The following is a 26,397-nucleotide window of genomic DNA, read 5'->3' on the forward strand; positions in this document are numbered from 1 at the left end:
CGATCCGCAGGTGGCCCCGGTGCCGCAGCTGCGCATCGCTGTGGAGGTCTTCGCCGCGCGCCACAACGCCCGTCGAAACGCCGGCCTCCCTCAGCTTCGAGACGACCTCTTCCACCGTCTGCGGCTGCGTCCACTCGCCGATGATGCGGTCGAGCGCCTCTTCATGCCGCTTGCGCGCCAGCAAGGTGGCGAAGCGCTCGTCCGCCGCCAGCGCGGGCATGCCCATCGCGCGGCAGAGGGACGACCACATCGCGTCGCTCATCACCGCGATGGCCACCCACCGGTCAAAGCCCCGGCAGGGGTAGACGTTGTGCGGCGCGGCGCCGGGCGTCCGATTGCCCACGCGCTTCTGGCTGCGCCCGTTCACGAAGTAATCGAGGATGGCGGGCTCCAAGAAATGCTCACTCGCCTCCAGCTGGGACATGTCTATGTACTGCCCGCGCCCGGTGGCGCTGCGATGGCGCAGGGCGGCTATGACGGCTGAGACGGCGAACCAGGGGACGATGAGGTCGGTGTAGGGCTGGTTCGGCGCGGCGGGGTTGCTGTTGGGCCAGCCGGTGAGGTTGTCTACCCCGGCGAGGCCGCCCAAGGTGCGCCCAAAGCCGACGTGATGGGCGAAGGGGCCCGTCTGCCCCTGCATCGTGAGACTGATCATGATGATGTCCGGCTTCAGCTTCTTCATCTCGTCGTAGTGGAGGTTGTGCTCGCGCAGGACCTTGGTGCTGAAGCTCTCCGAGACGATGTCCGCCGTCTCCACCAGCCGACGGATGAGGGCCTGGGCCTCCGGCTTGGAGATGTCCAGGCGGATGCTCATCTTGGACGGGCTGTGGGTGGCGAAGTAGCCGCTCTTGTTGACGCCGGGCTTCCCCTCGATGAAGGGGTTGCCCAGCCGCCCGCCGTCCAGCCGCGCGCGGCTTTCGATCTTGATGACCTCCGCGCCCATGATCGCGAGGTACTTGGCGGTCACCGGGCCGGCCACAGCCCAGCAATAGTCCACCACGCGGATGCCGGAGAGCGGGAGGGACGCCATCAGATGACCCCCGCGCTCTTTAGGCTGATGATCTGCTGCTTGGAGAGTCCCAAGTCCTTCTCGTAGACCTCGGTGTTGTGCTCGCCCACCAGCGGCGGTCGGCGCCTCAGCGACCACATGTTGGACGTGGTCTGCACAAAGGGACCAGGGTAGGTGACCTTCACGCCAAGCTCCGGGTGCTCCACCTGCTGCCAGTAGTTCCGGGCGCGAAGCTGTTCATAGCTCGCCAGGTCGGACGGCTCATAGGTGGGGAAGAGCATGATGCGACGCTTGAGCGCCTGCTTGTAGATCTCGGCCTTGGTCTGCGTCTTGAAGAAGGCGCCGAAGACGTCCTCCCAGTGGTCCACTTCCTTCTGGGTCAGCTCCGCCGTGCTCTTCTCTTCCCACGGCTGGTCCCACAGGTCGCCCTGCATCCCCATCTCGGTCATCCACTCCAGCAGCGGGTAGTTTTTCTGCCCCCAGCCGGGCGCGACCCACCAGCACCAGTTGATATAGCCGTCCTTGCAGGGCCAGCTATACCGCCCGATGACCTTGCCACGCACCTGGGAGGTGCCGCGGCGCTCGTTGACGCGGAGGATGTCCCAGTGGGACTGCACGGAGATGAGGGCGTTGGCCACCGCCTCCTGCATGGAGACGTCTATGTGCTGGCCCACGCCGTAGCGGTCGCGGTGGTGGAGCGCCAGGGTGGTGACCATGGCGGCCTGCGCCCCGGCCTGGTTCCAGGACTGGGGGACGCGCGTGCGGCCGGGAGGGCCGTCCGCCTCGCCGGACATATAGAGGAGGCCGCCGCGCGCCATCAGCACCAGGTCGGAGTCGTCGTACTGGGCGTCGGGGCCGGTCTGGCCGTAAGGCGTGATGGAGGTGACGATGATGCGCGGGTTCACGGCGCGCAGGTCCTGGTAGTCAAGGCCCCAGGCCTTCATCTGCCCAGGCATGAAGGACTCGACGACTACATCGGCTCTGGCGGCCAATCGCTTGAAGAGGGAGCCGCCATCGGCGGTGGCGAGGTTGAGCGTCACGCCCAGCTTGTTGGTGTTGTACGACCAGAAGTGAAGGCTTTTGTTGGGATGAGGCTCGTCATGATAGAAGGGGCCGATGCGGCGCGAGCGGTCTCCGCCGGGCGGCTCTACCTTGAGGACGTCTGCGCCCAGATCGCCCAGGATGCGCGAGCAGAGAGGACCTTTCTCGTCCGTCAGGTCAAGGATGCGATAGCCGGTGAGCAAGCGCGCGCCTCAGGAAGTCTGGAGATGGAAGGATAGTAGCGATTGCAATGGAGAGGGGCAAGGGATGTGTGTACGAAGAGAGCCGCCGTTTACTCCCACTTCTTGTTGCCGTAGGTCTCCTTGGAGACCAGCTCGCTCAGCGGCAGTCGCTTCTTCCCCGCCTCGGCATCTGTCCGGTAGCCGAAGTCCATGACGGTGACCAGCTCCATCGCCGCCGGGATGCCCAAGGCTTGCTTCACCGCATCCTTATCAAAGCCGCCCACGAAGCACATCCCCAGGCCTAGCGACCAGGCCATCAGCTCCATCTGCTGGACGGCGCGGCCCGCGTCTATCTGATACATGCCCTTCGCCTCCGTCATCACCATAGCAATGGCGACGGGCGCTTTGGCGATGTGGCCTGCCGAGCCGGAGAGAGCGGCGATGCGCTCCAGCATGGCCCTCTCCTGGATGACGATGAACCGCCACATCTGACGGTTCCGCTGGCTGGGCGCCCAGCGCGCCGCAGAGAGGATCTTTTCGATGACGGCCTTTGGGACCGGGTCAGGCTTGAAGTCGCGGACGGTGACGCGCTGCCGTATCGCCTGCTCAACGTCCACGGCGGCTACTTCTTCCCCTTGGGCTTCTCATCGAACCAATCGAACTTTGAGTCCGGCGGGATGGTTTTGTAGAGACTGCCCAGGATGGGCTTGTAGGTATCGCTGTAGTCCATGATGCGACCCTGCTTCTTCCAGGTGGGGAGCTTGGCCTTCATATCGTCCAGCATCTCCATAGGATCGCCGTCCAGGTAATAGACGCGGATGGTGCGCCCGGGCGGGTTGGCGGGCCCGGTGCGGCCGCCCGGCGCATCATGCTTGGCCCGGAACCAGTAGATGCCGGCCACGTGCTTCACCGTCAGCAGGTCCGGGATGTGAACCTGGTCGAACCACTGGTTCACCCGCTCGATCTTCAGCGGGTCTTGAGTCACAAGGTCGGTGGCGGCGACGAAGAGACCCGTGTTGGGACGATAGGGAACGGAGCCGGGAGAGACCAGGACGCGCGGCGAGGCGTAGGCCTTGATGAGCATGTACGTCCCGCCCATATAGGAGGTGCGGTACTGGTTGAAACGCCCCACCGCCTCAAGCTGGGGACCAAGGTCCAGGAAGTCCTTCAAGGTGCGGTCGGCCGGCTCCTGCATCAGGTAGAGCGTCATGTACTGGTGCCCTGCGATGCTCGGCATGGCGGTGCGGATCTTTTGGTACTCGGGCGGGCAGACCCACCGCTGGCCGTAGGCAACGCCCTCCAGGGCCATATTGTCCGGGATATGGTCGTACATATGCCAGAAGTTGTACGACTGGTGCTCCCCAGCTTTGGTCACCGCGCCGAAGGAGAAGAAGCCGAGCTTTACCTTGGTGAACATAGCCTATCTCTCGCTCCTGTTTGTGGGATCTTGCCGATGCCTAGTTCTTGCCGTACTTCGGCAGGCCGTAGAGCTCCGCGGCATTCTCGCCGAAGATGCGCGCCTTCTGCTTGGGCGTTAGGCCGGCGCAGTTCTCCGCAAGCTCCTCCGTGACGCCAGGGTACTTGGCGTCCGGGTGCGGGTAATCGCTCGCCCAGATGATGCGGTCGGCGCCCACCAGCGGGTTGTTGGCGGTAAAGGGCAGAGTGCTCTCATCGGCGTCAAAGCTGATCCAGCACTGCCGCTTGAAATAGTCGGAGGGCTTCATCTTCAGGTTCTTCACGTCCCAGCTGAAGGTGGCGGCGTGATGGTCCAAGCGCTCGAGCCAGGGTACGATCCAGCCGCCGTTGGCCTCAAGAAAGAGGAGCTTGAGCTTGGGGAAGCGCTCGCAGACGCCGCCCGCCAGGAGATACGTGAGGGAGAGCATCATATCGAAGGGGTTGGCGATGGCCTGGGTGAAGAGGACGTTGCCCAGGTTCACCTGGTTGCGCCAGGCCTTGTTGCCCCGTTGGTTGCCTTGCAGCGCCGTGGTGGTATCGCGGTGCTGCAGGTGCAGGGCGCGGCAGGCGCCGGGCATGTCCGGGTTCAGGAAGGGGTGGAGGCCCACGGGCAGGCCCGTCTCCTCGCAGGCCTTCCACAGGGGGTCATAGAACGGGTCATCAAAGAACTGGCCCTCCTTGAGCGGATTGGGCCGCAGGAAGACGCCTACATGGCCCGTCTCCTTGGCGCGGTAGATCTCTTTGACGGCGCGCTTGAGGTCCTGCTGGGGGATGGCCGCCACGCCGAAGAGGCGCTTGCGGTCGGCGCTGCAATACTCCTGCAGCCAATCGTTGTAGACCTGGCACTGGACCAGGGCAAAGTCCGGGTCCTTGATGGAGACCAAGCCCAGCATCATGGTGGGATAGAGGACGGACTGGTCAATGTGGTCCGTGGTCATATCGGCCAGGCGGGGCTTGGAGTTGTACCCGGCCGGGCGTGTCTCCGTGTACTTCAACTTTCCTTCAAAGGCGGCCTTGCGCTTCTCCGGCGTCATCCCCGCGACGCCCGCGCTGGCCATGAACCTGGCCGGGCGCTCCTGCCCATCAAAGCGCAGCCACTCGCTACCATCGGCTCGTGTTTCGATGTGCCAGATGCGGTCCTTGTACTGCTTGGGGGCAAGCTCCACATAGCGAGTGGGGTGCTCCAGAACATGCCCGTCCGCATCCACGAACCGGAAGCCGTTTGCCTTTGCCATGAGACCCTCCTGGTTCCTCTGTTGAACTGTCGCCGCATGCTACACAGCGCTACCCAGGCCGTCAAGGGGAAAATTGACACGCCCTCCAGGGGTTCGTATCCTCTCGCTGCCGGGTGGAACAACCGACGTGATCTTCACTTCACTCAAAGACATCCGAGTCTTAGACCTGACGAATGCCATCGCCGGGCCGCACTGCACCAAACTGCTGGCTGATTACGGCGCGGACGTCATCAAGGTGGAGCGTCCTCGCACCGGCGACCCATCACGCGGCGCGGGCCCCTTCCCCCGGGATGTGTCGCACCTGGAGAAGAGCGCCCTGTTCCTGGGCCTCAACACCAACAAGCGTGGCGTCACGCTGAACCTGAAGCATCCCGAAGGCGCAAGCATCCTGAAACAGCTTGCGGCCAAGGCGGACATCCTTGTGGAGAATTTCCGCCCGGGGACGATGGCGAGGCTGGGCTTTAGCTATGAAGTCCTGAGCGCGAGCAATCAAAACCTGGTCATGGTCTCGATCTCGGACTTTGGTCAGTGGGGGCCATACAGCAACTACAAAGGGTCGGAGATCGTTGACTATGCCATCGGCGGGGCGATGTATGCGGCCGGAGCAGCGGATAGGGAGCCGCTGAAGCTAGGGGGCAACGTGGTGCAGATGCTGGCGGGCACCCACGGCGCAGCAGCGGCGATGGTGGCGCTGACCGGGCGAGCGGTCCGTGACAGAGGCGATCACATTGATATCGCCATCATGGAGACCCAGGCCGGCAGCCCCGACCGGCGGACGCCCATGCTCCTTGGGCATCAGTACACGGGCCTTATCAACAAACGCGGTCAGGGAGTCCCCCCATCGGTACGCCCGGCGAAGGACGGCTACCTCAATATCCAGTTCGGCATCTTTATGATTGAGCGCATCGCCAAGATGCTGGGAAAGCCCGAGATCGCCACCGACCCGCGCTTCGCCGATCCGACGGAGGCCAGCAAGCCGGAGAACATCGCCCTGTTGGAGGAGATCTACCTGACCTGGCTGGGCAAGCGCACCATGGCCCAAGCCTGGGAGGCGGCCCAGAAGGCAGGGGTCCTTTCCGGCCCCATCTACACCATGGCGGATGTGCTGAAGGACAAACATCTGAAAGGTCGCGGGTTCTGGGAGCAGATCCACCATCCCATCGCAGGCAAACATACCTATCCCGGCCGACCCTTCTTTTCACACGGCGAACGCAAGACGCCTAGACGCCCGGCCCCCCGTCTGGGCCAGCACAATGCCGAAGTGCTCAAGGACCTGGGCTATGAGAAGGGCGACCTTGCCCGGTTACAAAGGGAAGGCGTGATCTAACCCGGGCATCGCCGCTTCCCTTGACTCCCCGCCCGTGGGCATCTAGCCTTGAACGGATGCGCATAGGCCTCCTGACCGATACCCATCTCCCAGGCACCATCCGCGAACTCTGGCCGGAGGTCCACAAGGCCTTCACCGGCTGCGACCTGATCCTCCACGGCGGCGACATCGTCAGCCAGGGCGTCCTCGATTGGCTGGAGCAGATCGCGCCGGTACTCGCCGCCAAGGGCAATAACGATTGGGATTGGGGCGACTCCCGCGTGAAGGATACCCACTTCCTTGACGTGGAGGGCTGGCGGCTGGGCATGGTCCACGATATGGAGCCGGAGGACCGGCCCATCGAGTACCTGCGCAAGCAGTACCTGAAGGGCGAGCGCGTGGACGTGATGGTCACGGGCCACACCCACTTTGAGCGGCTCACCTACCGCGATGGAGTGGTGCAAATCAACTCGGGCAGCCCCATCCACCCGCACCTGTGGAGCACTCGCCTGGGCACCGTGGGCGTCCTGGACATCACGCGAAGCCGCATCCAGGCGCAGGTGGTGAAGCTTGGCGAGACGCCGGGGATGCGGAATCCAGGCCTGGACCTGTCCGTCACCGTCCGCCGCTAGCCTTTCTTCCCGCGCTTCAACTTGTGGACTTTGAGGAAGTTCGTGCGCCCCCGCGCGGCTAACGGAGTGGAGCCGATGATGACGATGGTTTCCCCGGGCCTTACCAGCTTGGCCTGCACGAGCGAGTCCTCCACATAGTCAATCATCTCATTGGTGCGGGCGGAGAACGGCGTCTGCACCGGCGTGATGCCCCACGATAGGGCAAGGCGACGGTAGACCTCCTCCTCCATGGTAAAGGCGAAGGCCGGGAGATTGGGACGATACTTGCCCAGGAACTGGGCCGTCCTGCCGAAGGTGGTGAAGATGACGATGGCCTGGGCGCGCACCTCCTGGGCCAGGTTGTGGGCGGCGTGGATGACGGCGCGGGCCGGGTCCTCCGCGCCGAAGGAGGGCGGCAGGATGTGCGGGGGCACCTTATCGGCCTCCGCGGCGATGCGATCCATATAGCGCACAGCTTCGATGGGGTACTGGCCGATGGAGGTCTCCGCGCTCAACATCACGGCATCCGTGCCGTCAAAGATGGCGTTGGCCACGTCCGAAGCTTCGGCGCGGGTGGGCTCAGGATTGTGGACCATGGTCTCCAGCATCTGCGTGGCCGTGATGACGGGTTTGAGCAGCGCCGTGGCCCTCGCGATGATGCTCTTCTGTAGCAGGGGGACGCGCTCCGGCCCCATCTCCACGCCCAGATCGCCCCGGGCGACCATGACGCCATCAAAGGCTCGCAGGATATCGTCTATGGCGTCCAGCGCCTCGGCCCGTTCGATCTTGGCGATGACCGGGATGCGCCGCTTGCGCTTAGCCATCTCAGCACGTACGAGTTGGGCATCCTTCGGCCCGCGCACGAAGCTCAGAGCCACAAGGTCAACGCCCCGCTCCAACCCAAAGGCCAGATCCGCCTTGTCCTTCTCCGTCAGTGATGGGGCTCTGATGGCAACGCCCGGCAGGTTCATCCCCTTATGCCCGCTCAACTGGCCGCCGGTGACGACTTCGCACTCCACGTCCGTCCTTGTCTTGCGAAGGACCTTCAGCCGGACATGGCCGTCATCGAGCAAGATGGCATCGCCGGGGCGGACATCGCGCGGGAGAGCGGGGTAGCTGACGGAGACCCGGTGGCTGTTGCCCGTGACGGGGCGGGTGGTCAGCGTGAAGCGATTTCCCTGGTGCAGCGTGACGGCGCGCTCTTCAAAGAGGCCGATGCGCAAGCGCGGCCCCTGCAAGTCCTGAAGCAGGGCAAGGGGACGCCCCATCTCCTTGGCGATGCGCCGGGCATCCGCGATGGCCTTGCCGTGCTCCTCATAGGTGCCGTGGGAAAAGTTCAGCCGGATGACGTCAACGCCCGCCTCAAGGAGCCCGCGCAGCATCTTGGGACTGCGCGTGGCGGGACCGATGGTGGCGACGATTTTGGTGCGACGCCGTCCAGGCAACGATGGATACGTAAGAGCCATGAAAAAATTATGAGGCCCGAACCCGCAAAAGGGTAGGGGGAAGACCCGCAAGCCTACGCCGGGTTGAAGCCCGTGGCGTAGGCGCAGTTGACGCGCAGGCGGCGGGGGCGGCCGGACTCGGTCTTCATATAGGCGGCGACGACGAGGTGGTAGCTGCCCAACGTCCCCGAGACGGTGCCGTCCGCGTTTTGACGCCAGCTCACGCGCTTGCGGCGGCTGTGGATGCCCATGACGAGGATGACTTCGCCAGGTTTGGAGATGTCCAAGTCCTGCTCGGAGACTTCGGGCACGGCGATCTCGCCGCCGCGCTCAGGGTGGGAGTGGAACCAGCCGATGGTATGCTCGCCCAGGAAGAGCGACTTCATCGCGCCTTCGATGCGCTGGCGAGCGGGAGCATGGGGCGCCACCCACGAATAGGAGCGCTGAGCCGTTTGATGAGGGATGGCCCGCTGGAGGATCCACTTGTCCTTGCCTTGATAGCCTACCAAGAAGCCGTAGCACTCCTTGCGGAAGGTCTCCACAGCGGCGAGGCAGAGCGACCAAAAGGCGTCTTCGGAAATGTAGACGTCCGAGAGGAAATGCGGAGCATGTCCATTGCGCTGGCCGTTGTGGCCATTGGCGTGATTGTAGCGATACATATGCCCTACCGATAAAAGAACCAAGGACCTTTTTGGCGTCCTTGGTCTCTATTAATCTTGTGTACTGGCGTCCCCGCTGGGATTCGAACCCAGGACCCACTGCTTAGAAGGCAGTTGCTCTGTCCGCCTGAGCTACGGGGACACATCACCATTATTGCACCCACCTAGCCAGGCTACAAACGTCGTTTGACTCTAGCGGCAAATCATATGCAAGCGGCCTTTTGCACTTGGTGATCGACCGCAGGCAGTAAGAGGATTGGACGGTCGTGCGTTATGACAAGAACATCGCCTATCTCCACATCCTCCAATGAGTCGGTCTCTGCATCACTTCGTTCGAAAACTTGATCCACTTTGCGAGCCACGCTCGCTAGCATTTCGATGAGCGGACCCCGCACAACGATGCATGCCCAAAAGCACGCCAGTCGCGTGGCACATTCTCGTCCGGCGCGGTGTCCGCTCTTGTCACCGCGAGGGGCCAGCCTCCAGCGCGGCTGAGGCAATGCAGCCGACGTTGGAGCTGCAGGCTTCGCGGGGTATCCGAAGGGCAAATCCTGCTTGGCAGGGCGGCAGTCTAGCCGAGGTATTTCGGACGGTCAATGGATGGCTGTCTCTCAGACTGGCTCTGTACTTGTTTTAGAGGCAATCAAAGGGGTAGAGATCCAAAATTTTGCGTTGTGCTTAGCATAAATCAACTCGCAGAAACCTTTAGTCCAGTAACCTACTGAGAGTCCCTTCAGTCGAACAGAATAGCAACTGTTTTGAACAATTTCTCAAAACTATATCGAAACGTTTTTAGTACGGTATTGACACCCCTCTTGACCAGGTGCTAGATTGAAGATGTCTCGAACAGGAGGTTACACATGATGCGTAAGACGAAGTTGATGCAGCAGGTGGAGGCGAAATACAACAAGCCGCTGGAGAAGCTCCTTCCCGAACTCTATAACGAGAAGGGCCTTCCCGCGATGGCGGCTGAGCTTGGTATCAGCAAAGGCACGCTGTGGTACTGGCTCCTGAAATTTGGAATCAACGTCCGGCGCGTGGCGCTTGCCCCTGGTGAGGAAATCCAGGTCTCGCAAGCCAAGCGCTAGCCCTCCGCAACTGTCCGGCTCGGAAAAGGCCCCGCTCTCCCGGGGCCTTTTTCTTTGTCCACAAATCTATAGAATAGCCGCATGCCCAAGATGACCGCTCCGCCAAAGCCAGCGCCGGTCAAGCGCCGCTTTACTGCCGTAGAGATCGGCGTCATCTCTGCGATCGTCGTCCTCCTCCTCATAGTCGTTATCCCTGTCGTCCTGGACGATAGCCGCGACCCGGTGAAAGAGAAGGAGGTCACGCTGGTCCAGGACGCCATCCGCCGCTACAAGCAGGAGACGGGTGTCTACCCGACCTTCGCCACCGTGGCGGCGCCGGGCAAAGAGGCAGCGAGTCCTTGGGTGGACGGCGGAGCGCCGGCACAAAACTCTTCGCCCGCACATGCGGGGATCAACTTTGAGGCAAAGGCCACTCGCGGCGATCAGACGGTCTCGTTCGTGCCGGACTACATCAGCCTGCGACCACGCTACGCCGGCGATGTGGCGAACGACGGGACCAGACGCTGGCGCATCGCGGCGGACGGCGGCGTGACGATCGAGCTGGACGGTCGTTCATACTAAGCGAAACGCAAAAAGCTGCTTAGGTGACGTCCGGATGAGTAGGCGTGCGTTGATCAGCGCAGGCTCATGCCCAGCTCGATGATGCGAAGACCTTGCCCACTCACCACGCATCCGTGACTCCTCGCCGCATCGTGTGGGACGCGCGGATGAGTGCTCGTCGGCGGGATGCGGGGCGCAGCGAAGCTTCCACGCCACGCCGCAAAAAGCTTGGCAGCGGCTGCGTGCGAAAGGCGCGAGAATTTAGCTGTGGATCCTCCACAAAAACCGCGCCATTTTTGGTCCGAACTGACGGTCAATCTGCTGAACGTTAGGGACGGTTAGATTCGTCAACGGAGATATTTGAATCACTACCTAACGGCTGGCAGATAGAGACAACTTGGCTCTGCGTGAACTGGCAATCGTTATGTCGCGAGTTAGCGAATTGTCCCTTAAATCCAGGAGCAGACTGGTTAAACAGCTGTCGTAGGCCAAGTTGCCTTATGGCTGGTTGAAAATGCTTATGGAAAGCAATTTTCGGCTAGATGGGAGGCCATTGGTCCAGCGAGAGGGCCTACTCCATCAACTGAATTAGGGCGCCGTGAGCGCTTTTTGGATGAATGAAGATGCCGCCGCGACTGTCGTGGGAGGCGGCCTGCTCGGCACCGACGACTCGCGCGCCTTTGGCTTGCAGAGCCTTCACCGCCTCAATCATGTTCGTGACTTGCACGCAGACAAGGTAGAGACCTTCGCCGCGTTCCTTAATAAAGGTAGCCATAGGGCTGTTGGGGTGGAGCGGCTGCGCCAACTCGATGTAGGCATTGCCCGTGAATATCTTCTGCGTGCGGACACCGCGCCGCAGGGAGGAGATGATGACGCCTGCGGACATACCGTAGACGTCCGTGTAGAGCTTGGCCGTCTCTTCCACGCTGTTCACGGCGATGATGACGTGGTCAATGCGCTTGTAGAAAGACATGACCCAAACAGGCTATCACACCGCAGGAGGCGTGTGTACTCTAGCCTTCCAGGAGACGAATGAGGGCTCCGTGGGTGCTTTTCGGATGGAGAAAGACGCCGGGGCTGTGATCGGGCAGGGCCGTCATTTCGGCGCCGATGATCCGGGCGCCTTTTTCCTGGAGAGCCTGCACGGCGCCCGGCAGGTTGTGTACCTGGATGGCGATAAGGTATATGCCCTCGCCGCGCTCGCGAAGGAACTTGGCCACAGGGTTGTCCTGCTCAAGGGGCTGGACGAGCTCGATATAGGCGTTGCCGGCAAATATCTTCTGCGAACGGAGACCCAGCCGAAGGGAAGAGATGATGACGCTTGACGGCATGCCGTAAACGTCCGTATAGAGCTTGGCGGTCTCTTCGATGCTGTTCACCGCGATGAAGACGTGGTTGATGCGCTTATAGAAAGACATGCTCGCCGCTCCTCTTGGGGCACCAGCCTATCACAAGGAACCAGGAGAAGGCCACGGATCGCGTCACTGGGCAGGGTCGCCTTGGCCGGAGCCATCGCACGTGATGCGGCTGCGGTCAGGAAGATGGCGAGAATGGATAACCCGGCATAGGCGACCAGCATCGGCGAATAGCTGCCGACGTGGTCACGGACGACTGCCGCGATCTGCGGCCCGGCAAAGGCGCTCAGGGCAAAGACGGCCGTGAGCAGGCTAAAGACCCTGCCTCGATGCTCTTCGCTATAGTAATCGGCAATGGCGGCGGAGACGAGGGTGGTGACCGAGCGGGCAAAGGCACCATTACAGACGACAAAGAGAACGAGCATCCATATGGATGAGACGTAGGCAAAGACAAGCAGCCCCACGGCTTGCAAGACCATCGTGAGAATCATGAGGCGCTTCCGCCCTACCCTGTCCGAATACCAGCCAGTCGTAAAGATGGCAACCGCGCCCGTAACGCCGAGCACCAGAGCCACCCAGCCGCCGGTGGCGGCAGAAAAGCCCCGCTCCTCAAGGTGGGGAATAAGGAAAAGATTCGCTGTGGTGTTCCCTATGGTTATACAAGCCTGCGCCAAGAGGGTGACGATAAGGAACCTGTTTCGGAAGACGAGCTCGCCCGCGCTGAGACGGTGGCTCCTCTCTTCCAAAAGACGCGGTGAAAGCCTCTCAGCCGAGCCGCCTCCCGCTGTCTCCTCGTCCTCCGGTTTCAGGCCTAACTCGCTCGGGGAGCGCTTGATGAATCTCGCCAGCGGCCATGTGACCACCACCGCGCCGACGGCGATCACAAGGGCTGTAGTCCGCCAACCGTACGCTCCTTCCAGCCAAACGACACCGCGGACGATAAAGCACGGCCTATCCCGCCGCTGGCATTGAACATCGCGATGGCCAGGCCGCGCTTCTTCTTGAACCAGGCGGCAAGGATCGCAAGTCCGAGGCCGGAGAAGACGATGGATGCACCTAAAGAGGAAATGGCGAAGCCGATGGAGAGAAGCCAGGTGGAATGGGCCAGAGCCACCAAGAAAAAGCCGGCGGCACCGAAGACCGTGGCGATACAGAGAAGCGCCCTTGGGCCGCTGCGATCCAGCCGCCGGCCCACAGCGGGGGCGACGACTACCGCTATAGAGGCTGCTTCATGGAGAAGGCAAAGGTAACGGCCGCTGCGGAGAGACCGAAGGCCGATTGGATAGGCGTAAAAAGGGCGGTCATCCCGGTGCTGAAGGTGCCCGTCCAGTACATCGCGATGCCGCCTAACGACTGGGCGACCCACCAGCCATAGTAGGTGTCGCTCGGTTTAGGCTTTGTTGGGGGCACGATGCCTTCGGCCTCAGGGTTCCGGCTTAGGCCGCACCGCGAGAAAGAGCCTGCGGCCGTATCTGTCTGTCAGCGCTCTGGATTGAAAGCCAACCTGGTGAAGGAGCCTCATCCAGGTGCGCTCAGGAAAGAGCCCAAAGAGATGCCGTTCATGCTCCACGCGGATCTTGCCCCTTTCGTCTCGCAGAAGGCAGGCAAATTCGACGGTGCAAACGGTGTCTGCTGGGTCTGGGTCATATGTCCATTCCGGGTAGCGCAGGCCGCGCATACCATCATCGCTACCGCCGTGGTCCGTGGAGGGCTTGAACGTCTCTTTCATGTGATCGGGCGTAAAAAGAGCGATACCGCCTGGCTTGCAGTGGAGGAAGGCGGTCTCCATCGCAGCACGCAGGTCTATTTCTGTGGTCATATATTCAACGGCGTCATGAACAAAGACGGCATCAAAGGTGCGCCCAAGGCGAAGGGTGCGCATATCTCCTTGCACATGTTCGCATTCGGGGTTCAACGTGCGGCTGACGGCCAGCATCTCCCGCGAGAGGTCAGAGAGCGTCATCCTGAAGTGCCGCTTAAGGTGGCTTGCATTGTTGCCGCCGCCCGAGCCGAGCTCAAGCAAGGTGGGGCGCTTAGGAAAGCCTGGGCGCTTGAGCAGTGGAAGATAGATCTCCACCTCCTCCGCGTACTCCGCCGGAGGCGTTAGAAGATGGAACCAAGAGCTCATTTTGGTGTAGAGCTTATGCTGACGCTGGGCCACGAAAGACCCCCTGGGGAAAGAAAAAAGGCCAGGGGGATTATACCCTGGCCTTTTGACGCTCTCAGACGGCCCGCTTCGCTACTTGCCCTTGCCGGTGGTAGCTACTGAGGAGCTGATGGTGGGCGTGGGCGCGGCGTTGCCCAGGATGGCGACGCAGGAGACCTGCGGAGGGCCACCCAGGGTGTGGCAGAGGCCGAGCTCGGCATCTTTCACCTGGCGGGGGCCAGCTTTGCCCTGGAGCTGCTTATAGATTTCGTAGGCCGTGCGGAGGCCGCTGGCGCCCACGGGGTGGCCGAAAGCCTTGAGGCCGCCATCCGTATTCACGGGCAGCTCGCCTTCCAGCGTGAAGGTGCCTGCGCGAACCTCTTCCGGCCCGTGGCCGGGCTTGGTGAAGCCCAGGTCTTCATAGATGACCATCTCCGTAATGGTGAAGCAGTCATGGACGACGGCCAGGTCAATCTCCTTGCGCGGGTTGGCGATGCCCACTTGCTCATAGGCCTGCTTGGCGGCGCTGCGGTTGGCACCGAAGCCCAGGTAATCGAAGCCGGGGCGGATCATGGGGAGCATGGAGTCCACGGAGAAGCCGATGCCCTTGACGTAGATGGGGTCCTGGCGGAACTTCCGCGCGATATCGGCGCGGCAGATGATGGCGCAGGCGGCGCCATCGGTGGTGGGGCAGCAATCGAAGAGGCCCAGAGGCCAGGCGATGATAGGGGCCTTGAGGACCTGCTCCATGGTCACCGGCTTTTGGAAGTGGGCCTTTGGCGAAAGGGAGCCGTTATGGTGGTTCTTCACCGCGATCTGGGCCAGGAGCTTTTTGCCCTCTTCCTCGGAGATGCCGTAGTGGTGGAAGTAGCGGTTGGCGATGAAGGAGAAGTAGGTGGGCGCAGTGGCGCGGGCCTGAAGGACAGGGTTGGTGCCGCGGCCGACGCCCAAGCCGCCGAATCCGGTATCCTTGAGTTTCTCATAGCCCACGGCCAGGGCGATGTCATACATGCCGGAGGCTACGCCGAAGGCAGCGTTGCGTAGGGCTTCGTGACCGGAGGAGCACCAGTTCTCCACGCGAGTCACCGGGATGTTCTTGAGCTTGAGGGCATCGGCGATGATGCCGCCCGCCTCGCCGGAACGCAGGGTGCCGACCCAGGCGGCTTCGATATCATCCGGCTTGATGCCAGCGTCGTCGTAGGCCTCATAGACGGCCTCAATAATCATATCTTCCGGGCTGCTATCCCAGCGCTCGCCGAACTTGCTGCAGCCCATGCCGATTATCGCGACTTTGTCCTTGATGCTTCCCATGTCTGTCCTTTCTTCTCGCCAGCGGTGTGAGAGGCAGTCGCCTAGCTCTGGATGGGCCGAACCTTCCAGTAGTAATTATGAAAACCTGCGCCTTCATGCATCTTTCGGAAGGTGAACTCCACACGGAGGCCGACTTTAGCCGACATGGCGTCTAGGTCAGTGCCCATGGTGAAGATGCGGCACTTCCCTTCATCGGACTCCACGACGCAGTTGACAGTTGGCGGCTCCAGGCCCCCGGCAAGGTTATCCCGGGTGAAGGAGTAGATATCGCCGGGCTTATCGTAGAGGCGGACCTCTGTGAAATCGTCCTTGGCGCGGCAGGTGTAGCAGATCTTTTGGATAGGGTGATGGACGGTGCCGCACTTGTTGCACTTGCTGCCGTGGAGCCGGAGGGTTTCCGCTTGGTCGCGCCAGGAGGTGGTGGAGGCGGCCCAAGGCTCCACGCGCAAGGGCTGTTCCGGGTTGGTCTGCAGAATGCCGCGGAAGGCGAGCATCTTATCGTAGGAGGGGAGGGTCTTCTTATACTTCAGATGGCCGCTGACGGCCTTTGCCTTTTTGGGCGTGGCGTGCACCTGCAGGAGGAAAGCGTCCGCCCCATCGCCGTAGCTGGCGACGAGAATCTTATCGCCGTTCTTGGCCTCTTCGAGCGCCGCCACAAGCATCAGCAGGGCGTGGGCCGCGCCGGTATTGCCCACTGTGCCAATCATGGGGTCCTGGGCCTGCTTCGCAGGGTCAAAGCCCAAGGTGCGCACCATGCCCTGGTGGCTCCGCGCATCGGGCGTGTAGACGACGGCCTTGGTGATCTGGGAAGGAGCAACCTTGGTCTTATCCAACAGGGCCTTAACGGCCTTCTTGGTCCACTCCTCATAGCCGTGCTGGACGACGAAGCGATCTTCCCAGGTGCGGACAAAGGAGTCCGCATCGCGACGCCAGACATCGGCCACTTCATTCGAGAGGCTGACGTGGCCGACGATCTCCACCGCGACGTTCGTCTTGCCGATGAGGAAGGCCGCCGCGGCATCACCGAAGGTGGACTCCTGGTCCGACTTGGGGTAGCCGCGCCGCATATCAGAGGCGACGACGAGGACGCTTCGGGCGGAGCCCGCGTTCACGGCATCTAGGGCCGCCATAAGGGCGTTGGCGCCGGAGCGGATGGAGTTGCCGAAATCGGCGGTGCGGACGGTGGCGGGGAAATCGGCCGCGGCGGCGATGAGGGAGGCCGACATCTTTTCGCGGTAGGAGGCCGTGGTGGAGGCGAAGTAGATGGCGTCTATGCCTTCTCGGCCTGAGGCGTTGAGGAGGTCAACGACGGCGTTGACCGCCAGGGTCATCGTATCTTCATCGTGGTTCGCCACTGCCCGCTCGCCTGCGCCGCCGCCCGAGCCCCAGGCCTGGGCGAAGGCCTGCCGGGGCAGGCGGTACCAAGGGATATATGCGCCGATGGCTGTGATGCCTGACATCAGATCAATCGTCTCCTTTGAAGCATGCGGCGACCAGTATACAAGAAGGACACCTGGGCACGCGAACGGCTACCAGTAGGATGCGACGGTTGACAGAGAGGATGCAGCGAGGCGTGCTCAGACCCAATCCTCACCCCAGCCCCTCGCCCATTTGCCTTGTTCCCGGCCCCGCCTCGTGCTACCATCCCGCGCACACCAGGGCTAGCGAGGCTGCGGCGTGCGGTTTTCCACCTTCAACCTCTTTCAGCAGATCGGCAAGATATCCGAGCCGGAGGTCTTTGCCCAGGGGATCGAGCAGATCATCCTCTCGGAGCGTCTGGGCTTTCACCAAGCGTGGATAGGCGAGCACCACTTCCATGGGTATGCCATCGCCGCTGACCCATTACTGGTCGCGGGGCACATCGCCGCAAGGACGAAGCGGCTCCGGCTGGGCATCGCCGCCACCATCCTGCCGCTTCACAACCCTGTCCTTCTTGCGGAGCAGGCATCGCTCGTGGATATCCTGAGCGGCGGCCGCCTGGACTTAGGGCTGGCCCGGGGTTATGCGCCCATGGAGTTCGCCGGCCTTGGTGTTCCGCTCAAAGATCTCTATGACCGCTTCGATGAAAACCTGGCGATCTTGCAGATGGCGCTCACGGAGCGAACCATCGCATATACGGGCAAGTTCCACAATATCCCGGAGGTGCATCTGCTTCCAGGGCCGCTGCAGCGGCCCCACCCGCCCATCTACCTTGCCATCAGCGGCCAGCTGGACTCCTTTCGGGACGCGGCCAGGCGCGGCTTGCCGGTGCTCATCGGCGCGGCTGACGCCCAGACGACGCGCGAACGGGAGAAGGCCTACCGCGAGGCTGCCGCAGCCGCAGGGCACAGCCCGGCGAAGGTGCAGGCGCTCATACGGGCCACAGGCTCCATGTGCCGCGTCTACGTGGCGAGGACGGACGAGGAGGCATGGAAGGATGCAAACCCATCCATCGAGCGGTTCGCGGTGAGCCTGATGGAGCACTCGATGCCGGTACACCCATCCTTATATACCGAGGCGGAGTTCGCAGAGCATGCGGGGCGCGCCCGGGCGATGGCCGAGCGGACCCGCGAGAACGAGCGCCCCGGCGGACGGGCAATCATCGGCAGTCCAAAGACCTGCCTCGCGAAGGTACGGGAGCTGAAACGGCTGGGCGTCCGGAACCTGATCTGCTGGATGAACTTCGGCGGCTTGCCGCATGAGAAGATCGTCCGATCCATGAGGCTCTTTAGCCGGGAGGTTATGGCAAAGGTATGACGACCAAAGACAAGAACCGCAACCAGGGCGACCAGGTGGGCGACTACATCATGTGGGAAGACAAGCGCTTCCGCGTGTGGGACCAGGTCATCCAGCCGGGAGAAACGGTAGGCCCCCACAGGCACATCCTGGACTATTTCATCGTGACGCTGGAGCCTTCCAAGATGACCGCAGAGCGGCTGGGGGGCGGCAGGAGCGCCTATGCCCGCATAGACGACCGGCTGATCTGGGTGACCAGCAACGGCGAGGAGCACACAGCCACGAACGTGGGCGATGCGAAGTGGCGCAATCTCATCATCGAACTGAAGGAGCCGAAGCTCATGCGCAAGCTGGCGGCGTGGAGACGCGCAACCAAGGCCAGGGCGAAGGGGCCCAAGGCAAGGAGGAAGGCATGACGAACCTGGTTCAGAAGTTCAACCACATCGGCCATTGCGTGGGTGACCTGGAGAAGACGCAGAAGTTCTATACGGAGTGCCTTGAGTTCAAGCACGACCGCGATCTGACGGTTGAGGGCGATTCCCCAGCCAAGCTCCTGCGCCTCAAGACGCCCATGAAGCTGAAGGCCGTCTACCTGGTCCGTGAGGGGTTTGTGCTGGAGCTCCTCCACTACCCCACAGGCACGGCTCCACGCCAGCGCCGGGTGATGAACGAGCCGGGGCTGACGCACATCTCGCTCAATGTGACGAATATGGCGGAGATCCTCAAGCGGGTGCCCACATACGGCGGCAAGGTGCTGGAGGATACGAACCTCGGCGCGGCGGCGTTCATCGAAGACCCGGAAGGCCAGCTCATCGAACTCATCCAGGCGCGATAAGGAGAGACCCCCATGGAAGACCGCTCACCTGCAGGCGTTATCATCGAGATGGCCAACTGCACGGACCCGGCGCAGGAGGCCGCATTCAACGATTGGTACGAAAAGACCTACATCCCCAAAATGGTGGGCACCGGCGCGCTCTATAGCGGCATCCGCTTCAAGAACTGCGCGCCGAACCGGCCGGAATACCCCCGCCGCGTCCCTGAGGCGATGTTTACAACAATCTACGAGACGGACTGGCCGGACCAGCGCAAGGCCTACGAGACGATGAAGCGGCGGTGGGACGAATGGAAGCGCGCGGGCCAGCTTCACCCGGCCCTGCAGGTGACCTTCCAGACGATGTTCTGGCGGCGTCCCGAACCTGGGCAGGGCCACGTCTCAGAGAAGCCGATCAACGGCATCTCGCTCGTGATGATCCGGGGTGATAAGGACTTCACCCGCTGGGCGGAGCATACGCACATCCGCTACATCGCCCGGGGGATGCCCAAGGGCTTCACGATGATCACGCGATATGAAAACGCCCTCTCTCAGACGGAGGGGCCGCTGTGGCTGCACCTCTACGAGCTGGACAGCGAGGACCCGGATACGGACGTGCGCCACATGGTGGACCCGGTGCGGAAGATGCTGGGAGATAATACGCCCGCTTTTAAGGAGTGGGCCCAGCATCCATCGCTGGAGATCTGGTACGTGAACACCTTCAAGCGCGTCAGCCCTGTTGGGCACATCCGGCCGATGCAGAAGTCGCCGTACTAGCGGTGCGTGCTCCTTACGGGGCCATCGTCAGGCCGCCATCCACGCTCAGGGTAACGCCTGTGACGTAGGCGGCGGCATCTGAAGCCAGGAAGGCCACCGCGGCGGCCACCTCTTCCACTTTGGCGGGGCGCTTCATAGGGATGCGCTCAAAGAAGGCCTTGGCTTTTTCCGGGTCGCGCTGTTGGAAGCGCTGGAACATCGGCGAGTCCACCGGCCCGGGGGCGATGCAGTTCACGGTGATGCCCTGTTTCCCGTGCTCCTTAGCCAGGGACTTGGCCAGGCTGATGAGCGCACCCTTCGCTGATGAGTAAAGGGAGGCCGAGGCTTCGCCCATCGTCCCGGATGAGGAGGAGATGAAGACGATGCGCCCGTACTTGCGCTGGGCCATCTGCTTCACAACGGCCTGGGAGACGTAGATATGCCCCTTCAGATTCACATCCAGCATTTCCTCTATCTGGGCATCGGCATGCTCAAGGAAGGGCCCGCTCGCGCCCTTGCCGGCGTTGTTCACCAGGACGTCCACCCGGTGGAGATCGGCGATGACCTGGCCGATGGCCCGGTCAACTTCGGGGCGGCGCGTGATATCGCAGGCGTAGGCCCTGGCTGAGCCGACGGCGGCGACGAGCTTCGCCGTCTCTTGGGCAGAGGCGGCATCCTTATCCAGAACGGCAATGCTTGCGCCCTGCTTCGCCAGCTCCAGCGCGCAGGCCCTGCCGATGCCGCTGCCCGCGCCAGTGACGAGGGCAACTTTCCCCTGAAAAAACATACGATTCTCCAGAAGAGTACTCCTGAAGATGATACCAGATTCGCCCCGAGTCTCCGCGCCCTGAGCCGTGCTACACTACCCCGACGCTCAAGCCGGAGATAGCCATAGCCATGTCTAGAAAGCACATCAAGGCCGCCTCTATCTTTCAAGGATTGAGCGACGAGCATCTCGCCGCTTTTGAGGCCATCGGCAAGACGCAGATGGTGGAGCGGTGGACCCGCATCTTCAACGAGGGCGACCCTGCGCGAAACCTCTACATCGTCGGGACGGGGCGCGTGGCGCTGGAGGTGGCCCTGGAGCGGCCGGACGGCAGCCATACGCCGCGCACCACGGTGGCGAGCCTTGGGCCGGGAGACGCCTTCGGCATCTCAGCCCTAGTGGAGCCCCACGTGCTGACCATGTCCGCCTACGCCGTGGAGCCGAGCGAGCTTCTGCTCTTTGAGGGCCACAAGCTGCGGGATATCCTGGAAGGGAACAAGGCCGTGGGCTATGTGGTGATGCGCAACCTGGCCCAGGTCCTGGAAAAGCGTCTGGCCGGCGCCAGGGAGGCCTTTGTCTATGACCGTGCCCTGCTGCGACGGCAGATGAGCGATTCTTAGAGCTCGATGGTGTAGCCGTCCAAGTCAGCCACATAGGCGTATGGGCGGCCCGGCGCATGTTCGCCGCGCTCAATGAATTTGCCTCCGGCCGCGACGACGGCCCTTATCGCCTCGTCAAGGCTTTGGCTCTCCGCTCGACGGAAACCGAAGTGCACCACGCCGCCGCCCGCGATGGCCGATCCCTTGCCCGCTTGGGCAAGGGTGATGGTGTCCTTAGCCCCGGGCGTCCGCAGGAAGACCATCTTTGAGCCGTGCCAGTACTGCACTTCCATGCCGAAGACACCCTGGTAGAACTTCAGGGAGCGGTTCACATCCCTCACCGTGAGCTGGATATGGGTCAAGCCTTGGGTTTTAATCATGGCGGGCCTTTCTAGCTCACGAGCAGGTCGCGAAGGGGGCGCTTGAGGGCTTTGGCTATCGCCGCTAGGGTAGCAAAGCGAGGCGACTGTTCGCCACGCTCGATGCGCAGGAGCGTCACCCTCCCGACCTTTGCGGCTCTAGCAAGCCTATCTTGGGTGAAGCCCGCCTCTTCGCGCATCGTCCTCAGGCGGTAGCCCATGGCCTGCCTGCCGCGCACTGCGCTGCGTTCCGCCTTGGGACGGTGGGAGGCATCACAGAAGTGGCGGACAAAGTCCCAGGGCATTTCGGCAACCTTGCCCGATGCGCCGCGGACAATGAGGAGGTAGGGATTGGGGAGTTCGATAGTGCTGACAGCCACGTCACCGCGTACCTCAGGCAGAGCGGCGAGGGGCACAAGACCGGCTGCGCCATCCGCATAGGTCACTTCGATGCCGCCTGGAACCGCTCGGGCATGCGTCATCATACGGTGGGCATCCGCGACGTGAACTGCTAGCTGAGCCACGGCCTATCTCCTGTGTGGCTCATTTGTTTCACAGGAAATTTATCACAAACGATACTATCGCGCCACCCATCCCCTAAAAGCCTACGCCTTTCTCTTTCATACTCACCCACGTCGTGTGCCCGATGATGATGTGGTCCATCAACTCGATGTTGAGGAGGCGGCCTGCCTCGGCAAGCTGTCGCGTGAGGTCAATGTCTTGCTGGCTGGGCGTGGGATCGCCCGACGGATGGTTGTGGACGATGACGATGCCGGGGGCGTTCTCCCTGATGGCCGGGCGAAAGACCTCCGCCGTGCGCACCAGCGAGGTGTTGACGGTGCCCACGTAGATATCGCGGACGCCGATGAGCTGGCGCTTGGTGGAGAGCAGGACGGTCTTCAGCTGTTCCTGGCTCAGAAGGGCCATCTCCGCCATCAGCAGGGCGGCGACGTCCTTGGGAGAGGTGATGAACGGCCTATCCTCTCCGCTGAGGGAGGCCAGCCGCCGGCCAAGCTCCATCGCCGCGGCGACCTGGCAGTATTTCGCCTCGCTGATGCCGCGCTCGCCGCTCATCTCGCCGTAGCTGGCCGTGGCGATGCCCCGCAAACCGCCGAAGCGCGAAAGGAGGCGCTGGGCCACTGCCAGAACGTTTTCGCCCTCCACCCCGGTGCGAAGGAGGATAGCAAGCAGCTCGGCGTTGCTCAGGACGCCTGGGCCGAATTGGAGCAAGCGCTCCCGGGGACAATCGCCATTGGGCAGGTCCCGGATGCGCGGCAAGACTTCGTTTTGGGAAAGGGTCAATTCCTGCACCATCGCCAGCCTCCACCGTTAGCCTGCGCTAAGGCTACCGTGGCGCATGGCCTTGGCGGAAGTGGCGGATGGCAGAGGGTGCGCCGACAGGTATAATCGCGGGCGATGCCGCCTCACCCGAAGCTTCGCCCGATAGACGTTAAGCGCATCGTTGATAATGGGCAGCCGTACTTTGTCCTGCGCGACCCGCTGGGGATCTCCAGCCAGATGGCTGTGATGCCCGAAGCCATTGGCCCGCTCTTAGCCAAGTGCGATGGGACGCGAGACACCTCCGCCCTTGCGGCGGCCTTTCACCTGGAGACTGGCTATCCGATGACGGCCGCCCAAGCGGGCCAGATCATCGAGGGGTTGAGCCAGGGCCTGCTCTTGGACGATGAGCGCTTCAAGCAGGCTCTGGAAGAGGCGCGACGGGACTACCTGAGCAGGCCCTTCCGCCAGCCCGCCCTTACGGACAAGGTCTACCCCGCCGACCCAGGTGAGCTTGAAGCGACGATGCGGCGCTACATCCAAGAGGCGGGAGGCCGGCCGGGCACGGCCGCCTCCCGGTTCGTGGGCGTCATCTCGCCGCATATTGACTACCACCGGGGTTGGAAGACCTACGCCCAGGTGTGGAGCCAAGCGGCCCCCGCCATAGCGGAGGCGGAGCTTGTGGTCATCTTCGGCACTGACCACGCCGGGAGCGCAGGGCGGCTGACGCTGACGCGCCAGAGCTACGCCACCCCCTGGGGCATCCTGCCGACTTCGCAGGCCATCGTGAATGAGCTTGCGGAGGCCATCGGCCAGGAGCGGGCCTTTGCCGAAGAGCTGCACCACAAGAATGAACACTCCATCGAGCTGGCCGCAATCTGGCTCCACTACTTCATGCGCCCGCGCCGGTGCGAGGTGGTGCCCATCCTGTGCGGCTCCTTCCACGAGTTCATCGCGGGGATGGACGACCCGCAGAGCTACGAGCCGTTCCAGCAGGCGATGGCGGTGCTGCAGCGCGCGGCGGCGGGGAAGAGGACGGTCGTCGTCGCGGCGGCGGACCTGGCGCACGTCGGCCCCAACTTTGGGGATGCCTACCCGTGGTCGCCGCCGCTGCGGGCGGGGCTAAAGGCGACGGATGCCTCGCTGATGAACGCGGTGACGCAAGGCGACCACGCCGGCTTCTTCCAGCGGGTGAAGCAGGACTTCGACCAGCACAAGGTCTGCGGCCTGCCGCCGATCTACCTGACCTTGCGGATGCTGGATGGGGCCACAGGCCATTCCATGGGCTACGACCAGTGCCCCGCCGATGAGCAGCGGGCCAGCCTGGTCTCCATCGCCGGGGCGGTTATCGCGAAGGAGGCATCGTGAGCGCGCCGGGTTGGCATCCGCCCGCTGCCGCTCCTAGGCGGCATATTCGCCGCGAGCGTGGGCCAGGCTCACGGGAGCGTTGATCTCATCGGGGCTGCGCAGCTCCAGCTCTTTGCCGATCTCGCGGACCGCGGGAAGCACCTCTTGACCCATGAGCCGCAGGCAGGCCTTGCTCCGCTCGGGGCTGATGCGCCCTTCGTTCGCCCAGAGGACAAGGATGCTGGGGCGCAGCTCTTCAAATAGATAGCGCAGCTTCTTGACCACCGTCTTGGGACTGCCTGCCACGATGCGGTAGGTGGAAAGCAGATCGTCAAAGGACGTTTGTCTCATCTCCGAGCCGAAGTACTTGACGCCGAAGTGGCGGGCGAACTGGCTCGCGGCCATGCGACTACCGTAGCCGGATGGATGTGCCCACTCGGGGCGGCCATGGTCCCTGAACTCGTTGATGAAGAGGAATTCCCTGGCTCCTTCCAAGGCCTTTTCATCCGTCTCAGCCACGTGGCACTTGAGCAGGTAGCCGCGATGCTCCGGCCCTGCGGTGTAGCCGGCCTCTTCAAGGTAGCGCTGGAAATAGGCGCTCGCCTTCTCCCGATCCAGATGGGCATTGGAGAAGGTGAGGGTATTGGTTCCCACCTGCACCGTGGCATCGCGGGGGTAGTCCTTATAGGAGAACTCGGTGAAGTAAGCGAAGAACACGGATCAGCCCCCGGCGGCCTGTGGACGGCCGACGCTGGGGGAATGGTAATCCCAAACAGGGATGCGGTCAAAGAGTTCGATGACCAAAGCGTGGAGACGGCGCGGAAGGATGGGGGCAAGATCGGGCCGTGGTTGTCCATGCCACACTAGAGGCGTCAGGATGACAGAAAGGGCGGCCTGCCCGCCTAGTCAAAGACCACGGTCTTGTTCCCGTAGACCAGGACGCGGTTGCCCAGGTGGAGGCTCACGGCGCGCGCCAGCGTCACCTTCTCCAGGTCGCGCCCCTTGCGCACCAGGTCGCTCACCGTATCGCGGTGGGTGACGCGCGCCACTTCCTGCTCGATGATGGGGCCTTGGTCCAGATCGGCCGTGGCGTAATGGGCCGTGGCGCCGATGAGCTTGACCCCGCGCTCGTGGGCCTGCTGGTAGGGCTTGGCGCCCACGAAGGCCGGCAGGAAGGAGTGGTGGATATTGATGATGCGCTCCGGGTAGCGCTCCACAAAGCCCCGGCTGAGGATCTGCATATAGCGGGCCAGCACCACAAGGTCTATCTTCTTCGACTCGATGAGCCGGATGATCTGTTCTTCCTGCTTGGCCTTGGTCCCCGGCGTCACGGGCAGGCAGTGGAACTCTGCGCCGAAGCTCTCAGCTGCCGCCTTGAAGGTAGGGTGGTTGCTGATGACCACAGGGAAGTCGGCCTTGTACTCGCCCATCTGGGCGCGGGCGATGAGGTCGTACAGGCAGTGGCCTTGGTTGGAGACGAGGAGCGCGACCCTGGGCCGCATGTCAGAGAAGCGCAGGCGCCAGGACATGCCGAACTTCTCGGCCAGCGGCTCGAAGGAGGCGGCGATGCCTTCCCTTGGGACGCCGAAGCCGTTCATCTCCCATTCGATGCGCTGAAGGAAGAGGCCCTGCTCCTCATCCGAATGCTGGTCGGCATGGACGATGTTGCCGCTGTTGCGATAGATATAGTTCGAGACTTCAGCGACGATGCCCCGCTGGTCGCGGCACGAGATGAGGAGCGTCGCCGTGACCGGCTCCGCCTTGGCCGGGGCTTTACTGGTTGGCTTGGGCGACGGCATAGCCAAGGCTGGTGATGCTGCGCCCTTCGCGGGCGGTCTTGGAGGCGGAGAATGGCTCCCGGGCGAAGAGGCGCTTCACCGCAGGGAGGAAGTGTTCCAGGGCCTTGGCGGGCATCTTGGGGTCAAAGGCGCACTGGTCGTACTTGGCGCAGAAGTCCACGCAGGCCTGGTAATAGTCGTGGCCTTTGAAGGTATCGCGCAGGTTGCGGTCCTTGCCGAAGTGGTGGAGGTAGTAATAGCCCTGGAAGAGGCCGTGGTGGAGGACGATCCAGTGGGTGCGGTCGCTCACGTAGGGCTGGAGGACAGCCGCCGCGAGGGCCGAGTGGTTCTCGGGCGCGACGCTATCGCCGATGTCATGCAGCAGGGCGGCGACGACGTACTCTTCGCTTTCGCCCGCCGCCTCAGCCAGGGTGGCCGATTGGAGGGAGTGGTGGTAGCGCGAGATCTGGTAGGAGGGGTTGACGGTCTGGAGCTTCTCCAGAAGCTCCAGGACGTGGCCGACGATGTGGGGCCGGTCGCGCCGGGTGTTGTCCATGACGATCTGGTAATCGGCGGCCGTGCCGTCCGCCATCCGGGTGAAGCCG

31 protein-coding genes and 1 tRNA gene are annotated in these 26,397 nt (G+C 62.8%); 10 read left to right on the forward strand and 22 right to left on the reverse strand.

The features are described 5' to 3' along the window. From FJ039_07560 to FJ039_07580, 5 genes are all read right to left on the reverse strand, one after another. On the reverse strand, positions 1 to 1,030 hold a 1,030-nt coding region (locus FJ039_07560; GenBank protein ID MBM4406022.1), incomplete at its 3' end, for a CoA transferase. Further along, entirely contained in the window at positions 1,030 to 2,253 is a 1,224-nt protein-coding gene (locus FJ039_07565) for a CoA transferase (GenBank protein MBM4406023.1), read from the reverse strand. The genes FJ039_07565 and FJ039_07560, both read right to left, overlap by 1 nt. Positions 2,254 to 2,342: 89 nt before the next feature. After that, positions 2,343 to 2,849, reverse strand: coding sequence for a nitroreductase (locus FJ039_07570; protein ID MBM4406024.1), 507 nt, complete (start codon positions 2,847 to 2,849; stop codon positions 2,343 to 2,345). A gap of 5 nt (positions 2,850 to 2,854) precedes the next feature. After that, positions 2,855 to 3,649 carry a hypothetical protein gene (locus FJ039_07575; protein MBM4406025.1) on the reverse strand — a complete coding sequence of 265 codons (795 nt, stop codon included), beginning with the start codon at positions 3,647 to 3,649 and terminating at the stop codon, positions 2,855 to 2,857. Between the two features lie 40 nt (positions 3,650 to 3,689). Continuing rightward, a complete protein-coding gene (locus tag FJ039_07580; GenBank protein ID MBM4406026.1) occupies positions 3,690 to 4,922 on the reverse strand; it encodes an amidohydrolase in 1,233 nt (410 codons plus the stop codon). Positions 4,923 to 4,995: 73 nt separating this feature from the next. On the opposite strand from FJ039_07580, the gene FJ039_07585 reads away from it, so the two are divergent. Next, positions 4,996 to 6,249: a CoA transferase gene (locus FJ039_07585; protein ID MBM4406027.1), complete on the forward strand. Its 1,254-nt coding sequence runs from the start codon at positions 4,996 to 4,998 to the stop codon at positions 6,247 to 6,249. A 56-nt stretch (positions 6,250 to 6,305) separates the two neighbouring features. After that, positions 6,306 to 6,860, forward strand: a complete 555-nt coding sequence (locus FJ039_07590) for a metallophosphoesterase family protein (protein ID MBM4406028.1) — start codon at positions 6,306 to 6,308, stop codon at positions 6,858 to 6,860. On the opposite strand, the gene pyk is transcribed toward FJ039_07590, so the two are convergent. The 3 genes from pyk to FJ039_07605 all read right to left on the reverse strand — a co-directional run bounded on the left by pyk (position 6,857) and on the right by FJ039_07605 (position 9,085). Next, positions 6,857 to 8,305 carry a pyruvate kinase gene (pyk, locus tag FJ039_07595; GenBank protein MBM4406029.1) on the reverse strand — a complete coding sequence of 483 codons (1,449 nt, stop codon included), beginning with the start codon at positions 8,303 to 8,305 and terminating at the stop codon, positions 6,857 to 6,859. The two genes, FJ039_07590 and pyk, sit on opposite strands and share 4 nt — an antisense overlap. Positions 8,306 to 8,358: 53 nt before the next feature. Further along, on the reverse strand, positions 8,359 to 8,943 hold the full coding sequence (locus tag FJ039_07600; protein ID MBM4406030.1) for a hypothetical protein: 585 nt from the start codon (positions 8,941 to 8,943) through the stop codon (positions 8,359 to 8,361). 65 nt (positions 8,944 to 9,008) lie between these two features. Next, positions 9,009 to 9,085: transfer RNA gene (locus FJ039_07605), tRNA-Arg, on the reverse strand. A gap of 718 nt (positions 9,086 to 9,803) precedes the next feature. On the opposite strand from FJ039_07605, the gene FJ039_07610 reads away from it, so the two are divergent. Beyond that, a complete protein-coding gene (locus tag FJ039_07610; GenBank protein ID MBM4406031.1) occupies positions 9,804 to 10,031 on the forward strand; it encodes a hypothetical protein in 228 nt (75 codons plus the stop codon). 81 nt (positions 10,032 to 10,112) lie between these two features. Further along, the gene (locus FJ039_07615; GenBank protein MBM4406032.1) at positions 10,113 to 10,592 is read left to right on the forward strand and encodes a hypothetical protein; all 480 of its coding nucleotides are present in this window, start codon (positions 10,113 to 10,115) and stop codon (positions 10,590 to 10,592) included. A 550-nt stretch (positions 10,593 to 11,142) separates the two neighbouring features. On the opposite strand, the gene FJ039_07620 is transcribed toward FJ039_07615, so the two are convergent. The 7 genes from FJ039_07620 to FJ039_07650 form a co-directional block, all read right to left on the reverse strand. After that, entirely contained in the window at positions 11,143 to 11,544 is a 402-nt protein-coding gene (locus FJ039_07620; GenBank protein ID MBM4406033.1) for a hypothetical protein, read from the reverse strand. Between the two features lie 40 nt (positions 11,545 to 11,584). After that, complete coding sequence (locus tag FJ039_07625) at positions 11,585 to 11,989, reverse strand: hypothetical protein (protein MBM4406034.1); 405 nt, start codon at positions 11,987 to 11,989, stop codon at positions 11,585 to 11,587. Next, a complete protein-coding gene (locus tag FJ039_07630) occupies positions 11,947 to 12,936 on the reverse strand; it encodes an MFS transporter (GenBank protein MBM4406035.1) in 990 nt (329 codons plus the stop codon). Before FJ039_07630 ends, FJ039_07625 begins: the two co-directional genes overlap by 43 nt. Next, entirely contained in the window at positions 12,807 to 13,295 is a 489-nt protein-coding gene (locus FJ039_07635) for an MFS transporter (protein ID MBM4406036.1), read from the reverse strand. Before FJ039_07635 ends, FJ039_07630 begins: the two co-directional genes overlap by 130 nt. Positions 13,296 to 13,349: 54 nt before the next feature. After that, positions 13,350 to 14,054, reverse strand: coding sequence for a class I SAM-dependent methyltransferase (locus FJ039_07640; GenBank protein MBM4406037.1), 705 nt, complete (start codon positions 14,052 to 14,054; stop codon positions 13,350 to 13,352). Between the two features lie 111 nt (positions 14,055 to 14,165). Further along, positions 14,166 to 15,383 carry an acetyl-CoA acetyltransferase gene (locus tag FJ039_07645; protein MBM4406038.1) on the reverse strand — a complete coding sequence of 406 codons (1,218 nt, stop codon included), beginning with the start codon at positions 15,381 to 15,383 and terminating at the stop codon, positions 14,166 to 14,168. A gap of 41 nt (positions 15,384 to 15,424) precedes the next feature. Then, positions 15,425 to 16,843 (reverse strand): 3-hydroxy-3-methylglutaryl CoA synthase, encoded by a 1,419-nt coding sequence (locus tag FJ039_07650; GenBank protein ID MBM4406039.1) that lies wholly within the window; start codon positions 16,841 to 16,843, stop codon positions 15,425 to 15,427. 217 nt (positions 16,844 to 17,060) lie between these two features. On the opposite strand from FJ039_07650, the gene FJ039_07655 reads away from it, so the two are divergent. The 4 genes from FJ039_07655 to FJ039_07670 are packed head-to-tail and all read left to right on the forward strand — an operon-like array spanning position 17,061 to position 19,686. Beyond that, entirely contained in the window at positions 17,061 to 18,119 is a 1,059-nt protein-coding gene (locus FJ039_07655; protein ID MBM4406040.1) for an LLM class flavin-dependent oxidoreductase, read from the forward strand. Beyond that, positions 18,116 to 18,514, forward strand: coding sequence for a hypothetical protein (locus FJ039_07660; GenBank protein MBM4406041.1), 399 nt, complete (start codon positions 18,116 to 18,118; stop codon positions 18,512 to 18,514). The genes FJ039_07655 and FJ039_07660 overlap by 4 nt, the downstream gene beginning before the upstream one ends. Continuing rightward, entirely contained in the window at positions 18,511 to 18,933 is a 423-nt protein-coding gene (locus FJ039_07665; protein MBM4406042.1) for a VOC family protein, read from the forward strand. Before FJ039_07660 ends, FJ039_07665 begins: the two co-directional genes overlap by 4 nt. A gap of 12 nt (positions 18,934 to 18,945) precedes the next feature. Then, positions 18,946 to 19,686 (forward strand): hypothetical protein, encoded by a 741-nt coding sequence (locus tag FJ039_07670; GenBank protein MBM4406043.1) that lies wholly within the window; start codon positions 18,946 to 18,948, stop codon positions 19,684 to 19,686. A gap of 13 nt (positions 19,687 to 19,699) precedes the next feature. Here the strand turns inward: FJ039_07670 and FJ039_07675 are convergent, their stop codons facing one another. Beyond that, entirely contained in the window at positions 19,700 to 20,452 is a 753-nt protein-coding gene (locus FJ039_07675; GenBank protein MBM4406044.1) for an SDR family oxidoreductase, read from the reverse strand. 110 nt (positions 20,453 to 20,562) lie between these two features. Here FJ039_07675 and FJ039_07680 point away from each other — a divergent pair, with 110 nt between their 5' ends. Further along, on the forward strand, positions 20,563 to 21,051 hold the full coding sequence (locus tag FJ039_07680; GenBank protein MBM4406045.1) for a Crp/Fnr family transcriptional regulator: 489 nt from the start codon (positions 20,563 to 20,565) through the stop codon (positions 21,049 to 21,051). On the opposite strand, the gene FJ039_07685 is transcribed toward FJ039_07680, so the two are convergent. The 3 genes from FJ039_07685 to FJ039_07695 form a co-directional block, all read right to left on the reverse strand. Continuing rightward, entirely contained in the window at positions 21,048 to 21,410 is a 363-nt protein-coding gene (locus tag FJ039_07685; GenBank protein ID MBM4406046.1) for a VOC family protein, read from the reverse strand. The two genes, FJ039_07680 and FJ039_07685, sit on opposite strands and share 4 nt — an antisense overlap. 11 nt (positions 21,411 to 21,421) lie before the next feature. Continuing rightward, entirely contained in the window at positions 21,422 to 21,913 is a 492-nt protein-coding gene (locus tag FJ039_07690) for a helix-turn-helix transcriptional regulator (protein ID MBM4406047.1), read from the reverse strand. 73 nt (positions 21,914 to 21,986) lie between these two features. Further along, entirely contained in the window at positions 21,987 to 22,703 is a 717-nt protein-coding gene (locus FJ039_07695; GenBank protein ID MBM4406048.1) for a JAB domain-containing protein, read from the reverse strand. Positions 22,704 to 22,805: 102 nt separating this feature from the next. Between FJ039_07695 and amrB the strand changes: the two genes are divergently transcribed. After that, positions 22,806 to 24,035, forward strand: a complete 1,230-nt coding sequence (gene amrB, locus FJ039_07700; GenBank protein ID MBM4406049.1) for an AmmeMemoRadiSam system protein B — start codon at positions 22,806 to 22,808, stop codon at positions 24,033 to 24,035. 33 nt (positions 24,036 to 24,068) lie between these two features. Here the strand turns inward: amrB and FJ039_07705 are convergent, their stop codons facing one another. The 3 genes from FJ039_07705 to FJ039_07715 all read right to left on the reverse strand — a co-directional run bounded on the left by FJ039_07705 (position 24,069) and on the right by FJ039_07715 (position 26,384). Next, the gene (locus tag FJ039_07705) at positions 24,069 to 24,731 is read right to left on the reverse strand and encodes a hypothetical protein (protein MBM4406050.1); all 663 of its coding nucleotides are present in this window, start codon (positions 24,729 to 24,731) and stop codon (positions 24,069 to 24,071) included. A gap of 185 nt (positions 24,732 to 24,916) precedes the next feature. Next, positions 24,917 to 25,813, reverse strand: coding sequence for a formyltetrahydrofolate deformylase (gene purU, locus FJ039_07710; GenBank protein MBM4406051.1), 897 nt, complete (start codon positions 25,811 to 25,813; stop codon positions 24,917 to 24,919). Beyond that, positions 25,788 to 26,384, reverse strand: a complete 597-nt coding sequence (locus FJ039_07715; protein MBM4406052.1) for an HD domain-containing protein — start codon at positions 26,382 to 26,384, stop codon at positions 25,788 to 25,790. The genes purU and FJ039_07715 overlap by 26 nt, the downstream gene beginning before the upstream one ends. Positions 26,385 to 26,397: the final 13 nt, after the last annotated feature.

Source organism: Chloroflexota bacterium, assembly GCA_016875535.1.
GTDB lineage: Bacteria > Chloroflexota > Dehalococcoidia > SHYB01 > SHYB01 > VGPF01.

Excerpts from the sequence above, each read along its gene's own strand:
- FJ039_07575 (MBM4406025.1), bottom strand. The coding sequence starts at position 3,649 with ATGTTCACCAAGGTAAAGCTCGGCTTCTTCTCCTTCGGCGCGGTGACC.
- FJ039_07580 (MBM4406026.1), bottom strand. The coding sequence starts at position 4,922 with ATGGCAAAGGCAAACGGCTTCCGGTTCGTGGATGCGGACGGGCATGTT.
- FJ039_07590 (MBM4406028.1), top strand. The coding sequence starts at position 6,306 with ATGCGCATAGGCCTCCTGACCGATACCCATCTCCCAGGCACCATCCGC.
- pyk (MBM4406029.1), bottom strand. The coding sequence starts at position 8,305 with ATGGCTCTTACGTATCCATCGTTGCCTGGACGGCGTCGCACCAAAATC.
- FJ039_07600 (MBM4406030.1), bottom strand. The coding sequence starts at position 8,943 with ATGTATCGCTACAATCACGCCAATGGCCACAACGGCCAGCGCAATGGA.
- FJ039_07610 (MBM4406031.1), top strand. The coding sequence starts at position 9,804 with ATGATGCGTAAGACGAAGTTGATGCAGCAGGTGGAGGCGAAATACAAC.
- FJ039_07615 (MBM4406032.1), top strand. The coding sequence starts at position 10,113 with ATGCCCAAGATGACCGCTCCGCCAAAGCCAGCGCCGGTCAAGCGCCGC.
- FJ039_07620 (MBM4406033.1), bottom strand. The coding sequence starts at position 11,544 with ATGTCTTTCTACAAGCGCATTGACCACGTCATCATCGCCGTGAACAGC.
- FJ039_07625 (MBM4406034.1), bottom strand. The coding sequence starts at position 11,989 with ATGTCTTTCTATAAGCGCATCAACCACGTCTTCATCGCGGTGAACAGC.
- FJ039_07640 (MBM4406037.1), bottom strand. The coding sequence starts at position 14,054 with ATGAGCTCTTGGTTCCATCTTCTAACGCCTCCGGCGGAGTACGCGGAG.
- FJ039_07645 (MBM4406038.1), bottom strand. The coding sequence starts at position 15,383 with ATGGGAAGCATCAAGGACAAAGTCGCGATAATCGGCATGGGCTGCAGC.
- FJ039_07650 (MBM4406039.1), bottom strand. The coding sequence starts at position 16,843 with ATGTCAGGCATCACAGCCATCGGCGCATATATCCCTTGGTACCGCCTG.
- FJ039_07660 (MBM4406041.1), top strand. The coding sequence starts at position 18,116 with ATGACGACCAAAGACAAGAACCGCAACCAGGGCGACCAGGTGGGCGAC.
- FJ039_07665 (MBM4406042.1), top strand. The coding sequence starts at position 18,511 with ATGACGAACCTGGTTCAGAAGTTCAACCACATCGGCCATTGCGTGGGT.
- FJ039_07670 (MBM4406043.1), top strand. The coding sequence starts at position 18,946 with ATGGAAGACCGCTCACCTGCAGGCGTTATCATCGAGATGGCCAACTGC.
- FJ039_07675 (MBM4406044.1), bottom strand. The coding sequence starts at position 20,452 with ATGTTTTTTCAGGGGAAAGTTGCCCTCGTCACTGGCGCGGGCAGCGGC.
- FJ039_07680 (MBM4406045.1), top strand. The coding sequence starts at position 20,563 with ATGTCTAGAAAGCACATCAAGGCCGCCTCTATCTTTCAAGGATTGAGC.
- FJ039_07685 (MBM4406046.1), bottom strand. The coding sequence starts at position 21,410 with ATGATTAAAACCCAAGGCTTGACCCATATCCAGCTCACGGTGAGGGAT.
- FJ039_07695 (MBM4406048.1), bottom strand. The coding sequence starts at position 22,703 with ATGGTGCAGGAATTGACCCTTTCCCAAAACGAAGTCTTGCCGCGCATC.
- amrB (MBM4406049.1), top strand. The coding sequence starts at position 22,806 with ATGCCGCCTCACCCGAAGCTTCGCCCGATAGACGTTAAGCGCATCGTT.
- purU (MBM4406051.1), bottom strand. The coding sequence starts at position 25,813 with ATGCCGTCGCCCAAGCCAACCAGTAAAGCCCCGGCCAAGGCGGAGCCG.
- FJ039_07715 (MBM4406052.1), bottom strand. The coding sequence starts at position 26,384 with ATGGCGGACGGCACGGCCGCCGATTACCAGATCGTCATGGACAACACC.